The following is a 6468-nucleotide window of genomic DNA, read 5'->3' as shown; positions in this document are numbered from 1 at the left end:
GAAACTAGCACGTTCGGTGCGGAGCAGGGGAAAAGCTGGAGATAACTTCAAATGCTTACCTATTGCTAACTTTACTTAACAAGGTGAATGAGTCAAATATGTGGTTGCTCCTTCTGCTGATATTAAACTATATAAGCAGGTTACTTCAAAAGAATAGTTTCTTGAAACTTTAACCAGTGCAATCCGTAATTCTTTATATTTAACTTGATAGCTATAGATATAGTTATTAAATATTCAGTGAGGGGGAAATAAATGGAGCCAACAATCTTGATTGGTTTATTTTATATTACTATATGTATTTTTGCAGTGAGTCTATTAGCTTTTCTAATCCCCAAGAAATTTAGGAGAATTGTTTGGGTTGTATTGGGCACCGTTTTAATTTGTACTTATATTTTTCAAGGTGCGTTAAGACCAATGATTATAGAACAACAAACAGAGAAAGCTATGGAAGTATTAGAAGGACATTTAGAAGAAAAATATCCAACAGACTCGTGGGAAATTACAGATACAGACGACTCTGATATAGAACCTATAATATATCTACATGTAATATTTAATAGTGAGCCAAAAATGGTGTATGAATATACAATTGAAGATACAGTAATAAAACAAGTAAGTATGTGGACTTTATCAGGTGAATCGGTAGAAGAAAGTGGAGTTGAAGCGCACCATACAGAATAATTGATAAAATTATGTAAATATTTGCACTTAAACTAACGGGTCTTTAGTTTAAGAAGCCACTAATAACAACGAAAAGGACTTCCAAATATATGGAAGTCCTTTCATCATAGTAAAAAAAACATTAAACTTTGCTGATGTGATCAGTGCGAAAACATCCATGGGCGGATGGGCAGTTGCTCGTCGGGACGCTTCTGCTTGCAGGCGCAACGTCACTTCCGGAAGTGACAACGAGTCTTTCAGCTGTGTTGATCGGAAATAATGATAATGCGATTGGAAACGTGCTTGGATCAAACTTATTTAACGTGTTTATACTCGCCTGCTTTGACGCTGTTTACAGGTGATCATTGCTTGCCTGTAAAAACAGCTTTTTCTTTCTATAAAAAACACTGAAGCACCTGCTGCAAACCCGGTGACATCATCAGAAGTTACCATGTCAGTGAAGAATGCGTGATTGGATTTATCATTGCAGCAATTGTGATTATGGGTGCAGGTACCGTCCTTTCGATCATGGGTGATCAGATCGCAGTCATCACAGGACTTGGCTCGAGCTTTGTCGGAAGCTTACTCGTTGGTGCGACCACATCACTGCCTGAAGCAGTATCTGTACTAATTGCACTTCGCCTGAAAAATATTAACCTTGCAATGGGATCGATTCTCGGAAGGTACATTTTCAACATGCTGATTCTTGAAGGGTCTGATCTGATTTACCGGGAAGGCGCAATCATTACAAGCGTCTTAGACTCCCATCTAACCACTGCAATCTGCGTGACAATTCTGTCTGTCATTGCGATTTGGGTTGTATTTATGAAAAAAGCTTAAATATATGCTGGCATCTACGCTTGCGATTGTGGTTTATTTCGTATCGTCTTATCTGCTTTTTATTAATAGTTAATGAGCTGAACCCTGGTTTAAAACACCAAGGTTTTTTGTATTCATGCGAGTGACATAACTTTTGTAAATGTGGGAAAGCTATCAGGTAGAAGCGTAGTGTCCGAGGATCATTATATACAAGGAAGTGATGTCATATGGCGTTTGTCTGGTTTGTACTTGCTGCAGTCGTTACAATTTATGCCGCGATGAAACTTTCTACATACGCAGACGTGATTAGTACAAAGACAGGAATGGGCGGACTGCTAGTAGGCACCCTTTTACTTGCAGGTGCAACGTCTTTACCTGAAGTAACGACCAGTTTTTCAGCAGTATGGATTGGAAACAACGATATCGCAATCGGGAATCTGCTTGGATCTACTTTATTTAACGTGTTTATTATTGCCTGTTTTGACCTTTACTTTAGAAAGAAACAGCTGTTTTTACAGGCCAGTAACGATCATTTATTCACTGCAGGAATTGGTATGCTGATGACATTGCTGATTATGATAACTTTAATCATACGTATTGACTATACCATTCTCGGAATTGGGATTGATTCACTGCTCATTGCAGCGATTTACCTTGCAAAAATACTGATTCTCGGACGTTTATCCCAAAATAGACAGACACTTAAACAACATGAGGATCCGCTGCTAGCCAAAGTCGACTCTTCAGAAAAAATGATGTCTCTCAGACAAGCTGTAATCGGATTTATCATTGCAGCAATTGTCATTATGGGTGCAGGGACAATGCTATCCATTATGGGCGATCAGATCGCCGTGATTACAGGACTCGGCTCAAGCTTTATCGGAAGCTTTCTTGTGGCTGCTGCTACCTCCTTTCCTGAAGCAGTGTCTGTATTAGTGGCTTTACGTCTCAAAAACATCAACCTTGCCCTTGGGTCAATCCTTGGAAGCAACATTTTTAATATCTTTATCATTGCAGGTGCTGATGCAATGTATAGAGAGGGTTCGATCATGTCATCTGTTTCAAGCTCTCACTTAACAACCGCAATCGGTATATTTATTCTTTCAGGCATTCTGACGTATGCGATTTTGAGGAAAAAAGCAGCATCCGGCTTTAAATACATGTTGCCATCACTGCTTGCAATAGTTGTCTATTTCGTCTCATCCTATCTGATTTTTATGAATAGCTGAGCAGTTGATTTAAAAAAGCCGGGACAGAAGAATGTCCCGGTCTTTTTGCATCTATTCCTGATTTGAGTTGTTTTTAAAGTTACCTACGCTGTCCTGCACATTACCTTTTGTTTTATCCTTCTTAAGAAAGTAGTTGGCTATGGAGTGCCTTCTATTGTTTACAGTGTTGAAGGGTAAATGCTTATTTTGAAGCTGAACAGGAAGCTCGTTCACCTCCAAGACTTTTATTAAAAAGGAAAATGTAAGGTAATTTCTTGTTAAGCTAACGCGAGCTTTAGTTGAAAGAATGCTAATAAATTGGTTTAGAAAACACCAATTTTTCACAAATAATTGTAGCGCAAATTGTCATACAAAATGTGTACCAAATTGTAGGATCACAATGGCTATTGTTCCTTTACAATTCCATATACAAATTATAGTATAGAAATACTTTTAAAACCGACTGAAAACCATATAAAACAACAAAAAATGACCTGCAAATTCGATGCAATTTGCAGGTCATATTTATATACATCGTTCTGGTATTAACTGATTTTTGTACAAGCTGTTTTCATTAAAGGCTGTTTTCTCTTAAAAACTCATCAATGCATCTGCTGTATTCCTCTTCATTTGCTACAAAGGACTGAGCATGATCGCCTTTATCAGCGATAAAAAGCTTTTTAGGGCCTTTTTTTATTTTAAATAGTTGTTCTGTCATTTGAGAAGGGATAAATCCATCATCTTTACTATGAATAAACAAAACCGGATTTTGTATATGTGCAGTCGCCTCTTTTGGAGAAACAGAGTGAATACTGTAGCCGTCACGCAGTTTTATAAAAAAAGCGGCAAGCGAGATGGCAAGCTTTGAAGACCGGACGTAGTCCTTTTCTTTGTGAATCATGTAGGCGAGCTGCTCTCCAAAATCAGAATAGGGGCAATCTGCAATATAGAAATCGGCTTTATCTTCAACAGAACCAGCATAAAGTAAAGCAGTGGCGGCACCCATGGATTCTCCATGAATACCAAAAATAACGTCTTCACCCTCGCGTTCAATCAACGTGTCCACAACAGATTTAAGGTCAAGCTTCTCATAAAATCCATAGCTTGTCGTTTTCCCGCCTGACTCTCCATGACGCCTATGGTCAAAAATAACAGCATTAAACCCTTTAGATAAAAAAAGGTTCATATATTTGATTGAGTTTACTTTGTTTTCAGAAACACCGTGGCAAAATATCACGTATCTTTTTGAAGGGTGCGGATGAACAAAGATGGTTTTAATTAAATACCCATGGGGCGACTGGACCCATATCTCTTCTTTTGGAAGCGCGTCATATTCATTTTGTATCAAGCGTTTTGCTGAAATCTCCCGTTCAAGAATAACAGGCTCCTTTTTAATCGCCATGTACATGATCCGGTTTGATAAATATACACCCACACCAGCAGTTAAAGCACCGGCTGCCCCGACGACTGCACTGGCAATAAACAGCATCCTCTTTTTCATCCGATCACCTCAAATGCTATTTTCTTTTGTTGATAAAGATTATTAAGCAGGCTTAGGCTCTTATTTAATTTTGCTGTTAATATAATACCCGCTAAGGAAGGGTCTTGATACATACGGCTTTATCATTGAAATAGCTTCAATGAGCAGATCTGGATTTACGCCCGTTTGAATCCCCATTCTGTGAAGCATGTATACTACATCTTCTGTAGCTACATTTCCGCTCGCCCCGGGAGCGAACGGGCAGCCGCCTAAGCCACCGGTCGAGCTGTCAAAGCGGTCAATTCCTGCTAAAAGGGATGCATAAATATTGGCAAGTGCCATTTTTTTTGTATCATGAAAATGAGCGGTCAATAAAGTACTAGGCAGCTGTTGTTTGAGGAGTGAGAAAAGTTCAAAGGCTTCACTAGGCGAAGCCTCGCCAATCGTATCAGCGACACTAAGTTCATCCGCTCCAGCTTCAGCAAATTGTCTGCATAAATCCAAGGTGCTTTGCGGATCTATTTTTCCTTCGTAAGGACAATAAAAAGCTGTAGAAATACAGGCTCTTACAAAGATGCCTTTTGCTTTCAATGAGTTTATTTCCGGTACCAGGCGCTCCATTGCCTCGCTTGTTGATTTATTTATATTCTTTTTATTAAATGACGTGCTGACTCCGAGAAAAACGGCGATTGATTTTGCACCGGAAGATAGTGCATCATCAATCCCTTTTTTATTCGGCGCAAGTACGATTGTCCCCTTTTTATTTCCTGCTTGTTTCATAACTTCTTTTGAGTCCATCATTTGAGGGACCCACTTAGGAGAAACGAATGAAGTGACTTCCATTTCTTTAAAACCCGCGGTCCATAATTGACGGATAAATGCTAATTTCTTTTCGGTTGGTACAAATTGCGTTTCATTCTGAAGACCGTCGCGCGGACCGACTTCTATTATGGTTACATAATCAGGCAGCTTCATTTCCCCATCCTCCTATTTGTTCTAATTAAACTAATTTTATCGTAACAGAAAGTTTTATAGCGAAAAAGAAGGAATTAAAGCGTTTTCATAGAAACCTTTATAATGGAAGTCTATTTAAGGAGGGTGCTGCATGTCAAGAGAAGCTGTTATTGTCAGTGCAACCAGAACCGCAATTGGAACATTTAATGGATCTCTTAAGGGAGTAAGCGCTGTAACACTTGGAGCAATTGTAATTAAAGAAGCGATAAAACGAGCAGGCATACAGCCTGAGCAAGTTAATGAAGTCATCATGGGAAATGTTCTCCAGGCAGGGCTTGGTCAAAATCCAGCGAGGCAAGCAGCAGTTGAAGCCGGATTGCCGGAACAAGTCTCTGCAATGACGATTAATAAAGTCTGCGGCTCGGGTTTAAAGTCCGTTCATCTTGCTGCTCAGGCTATTTTTTCCGGTGATGCGGATGTTGTTGTTGCAGGAGGCATGGAGAATATGAGCAGGGCGCCTTATCTGATCGAAAATGGCAGAGAGGGTTTTAAAATGGGGGACCAGAAAATAATTGACAGCATGATCAAAGACGGCCTTTGGTGTGCTTTTAACGATTATCATATGGGCCAGACTGCTGAGAACTTGTGTGACCGCTATTCACTAAGCAGAGATGAGCAAGATGAATTTGCTGCTTCAAGCCAGCAAAAAGCAGAAGAGGCAATTCAGAGCGGAAGGTTTGAAAGCGAGATCGTGCCGGTAATCATTCCTCAAAAAAAAGGCGATCCTATTGTATTTAAAGTGGATGAACATCCAAGAACAGGAACGACTAAAGATTCACTGGCCAAACTGCGGCCGGCATTTAAAAAGGACGGTACTGTAACTGCTGGAAATGCGTCCGGGATTAACGATGGGGCTGCAGCAGTTGTTGTAATGGCAAGAGAAACCGCGGATCAGTTAGGGCTCGTTCCGCTGGTCACTATTCAATCTAATGCGAGTGCAGGAGTAGATCCAGCTGTTATGGGGCTTGGTCCTGTGGAAGCAGTAAACAGGGCTCTTCAAAGAGCTTCTCTGTCAATAGGCGATATTGAGCTGATTGAAGCAAATGAAGCATTTGCTGCCCAGTCGCTTGCAGTAGATCGTGAGCTTTCGTTCAATAAAGAGATTTTGAACGTTAACGGTGGTGCAATAGCCCTCGGACATCCTATTGGAGCAAGCGGGGCAAGGGTATTCGTCACCTTAATACACGAAATGATAAAGCGTGATGCTAAATCTGGTCTTGCAACATTATGTATTGGCGGAGGTCAGGGAGTAGCTACGGTTGTAACCAGAACATAGTCAAAGGAGGA

At 40.2% G+C, this 6468-nt stretch carries 7 protein-coding genes; 5 read left to right on the top strand and 2 right to left on the bottom strand.

Annotated elements, in window-relative coordinates; translation table 11 throughout:
• The first annotated feature begins 252 nt into the window (after nt 1–252).
• From KR50_RS10970 to KR50_RS10960, 4 genes are all read left to right on the top strand, one after another.
• Entirely contained in the window at nt 253–681 is a 429-nt protein-coding gene (locus KR50_RS10970; protein ID WP_041058105.1) for a hypothetical protein, read from the top strand.
• A gap of 143 nt (nt 682–824) precedes the next feature.
• Nucleotides 825–1022 (top strand): hypothetical protein, encoded by a 198-nt coding sequence (locus KR50_RS18285; protein ID WP_084215563.1) that lies wholly within the window; start codon nt 825–827, stop codon nt 1020–1022.
• A gap of 106 nt (nt 1023–1128) precedes the next feature.
• The gene (locus KR50_RS10965) at nt 1129–1500 is read left to right on the top strand and encodes a hypothetical protein (protein WP_052476982.1); all 372 of its coding nucleotides are present in this window, start codon (nt 1129–1131) and stop codon (nt 1498–1500) included.
• A 206-nt stretch (nt 1501–1706) separates the two neighbouring features.
• Nucleotides 1707–2708, top strand: coding sequence for a sodium:calcium antiporter (locus tag KR50_RS10960; RefSeq protein WP_041058104.1), 1002 nt, complete (start codon nt 1707–1709; stop codon nt 2706–2708).
• Between the two features lie 553 nt (nt 2709–3261).
• On the opposite strand, the gene KR50_RS10955 is transcribed toward KR50_RS10960, so the two are convergent.
• The gene (locus tag KR50_RS10955; RefSeq protein WP_041058102.1) at nt 3262–4188 is read right to left on the bottom strand and encodes an alpha/beta hydrolase; all 927 of its coding nucleotides are present in this window, start codon (nt 4186–4188) and stop codon (nt 3262–3264) included.
• A 60-nt stretch (nt 4189–4248) separates the two neighbouring features.
• Nucleotides 4249–5142, bottom strand: coding sequence for a hydroxymethylglutaryl-CoA lyase (locus tag KR50_RS10950; protein WP_041058100.1), 894 nt, complete (start codon nt 5140–5142; stop codon nt 4249–4251).
• A gap of 130 nt (nt 5143–5272) precedes the next feature.
• On the opposite strand from KR50_RS10950, the gene KR50_RS10945 reads away from it, so the two are divergent.
• Nucleotides 5273–6457 (top strand): acetyl-CoA C-acetyltransferase, encoded by a 1185-nt coding sequence (locus KR50_RS10945; protein WP_041058098.1) that lies wholly within the window; start codon nt 5273–5275, stop codon nt 6455–6457.
• The last annotated feature ends 11 nt before the right edge of the window (nt 6458–6468 follow it).

The organism is Jeotgalibacillus campisalis (genome assembly GCF_000829515.1).
Classification (GTDB): Bacteria; Bacillota; Bacilli; order Bacillales; family Jeotgalibacillaceae; genus Jeotgalibacillus; species Jeotgalibacillus campisalis.
The sequence above is the reverse complement of the archived record's forward strand: the minus strand, read 5'-3'. Positions and strand labels throughout refer to the sequence as shown.